Below are 735 nucleotides of genomic sequence, written 5' to 3' on the forward strand. Positions count from 1 at the left end.
CATGGCGGGCGCACCCGCAACCCGTGGAACACGGAGGAAGGCGCCTCCGGCTCCTCCGCCGGTTCCGCCGCCGCCGCCGCCGCCGGGCTCTGCGGTTTCGCCCTCGGCACCGAAACCCTGGGCTCGATCGTCGCCCCCGCCGCGCGCTGCGGCGCCGTCGGCCTGCGCCCGAGCTTCGGCCGCATCGCCCGCACCGGCACGATGCCGCTCTGCCCGAGCCTCGACCGTCTCGGCCCGCTCTGCCGCGATGCCGGCGACGCCGCGCTGATCCTCGCCATCCTCAACGGCGCCGACCCCGACGATCCCTCCAGCCTCGACATCCCCTTCGGCGGCGATGCCGGGCGCGACCCCGAAGGCCTGCGGCTCGGCATCCTGGCGGCCGATTTCGCCGACCCCTCGGCGGAAGCCGCCCGCGCCGCGATCGAGCATTGCCGCGCCCTCGGCGTCGTCCCGGTGCCGGTCGAACTGCCCGCGCTGCCTTGGGAAAGCCTGGTCTCCCTGCTGATGGCCGAGGCGGCGGCGAGCTTCGAGCCGCTCACCCTCTCCGGCGCCGACGACCTGCTCGCCCGCCAGGACGAAGCCGCCTGGCCCAACCAGTTCCGCCTCGCCCGCTTCCTCTCGGCGGTCGACCACATCCAGCTCGACCGGCTGCGCCGCCGCGGCATGATGGCGATGCGCGACCTCCTCGCCGGGGTCGATCTCCTCGCCGCGCCCTTCGGCGTCGGCGCGCTGCCG

1 protein-coding gene is annotated in these 735 nt (G+C 75.9%); it reads left to right on the top strand.

Annotated elements, in window-relative coordinates; translation table 11 throughout:
• Positions 1 to 735: amidase family protein (locus APM_RS12930; RefSeq protein WP_007423818.1), on the top strand; the 735-nt coding region annotated here is incomplete at both ends.

Source organism: Acidiphilium sp. PM (assembly GCF_000219295.1).
Classification (GTDB): Bacteria; Pseudomonadota; Alphaproteobacteria; order Acetobacterales; family Acetobacteraceae; genus Acidiphilium; species Acidiphilium multivorum.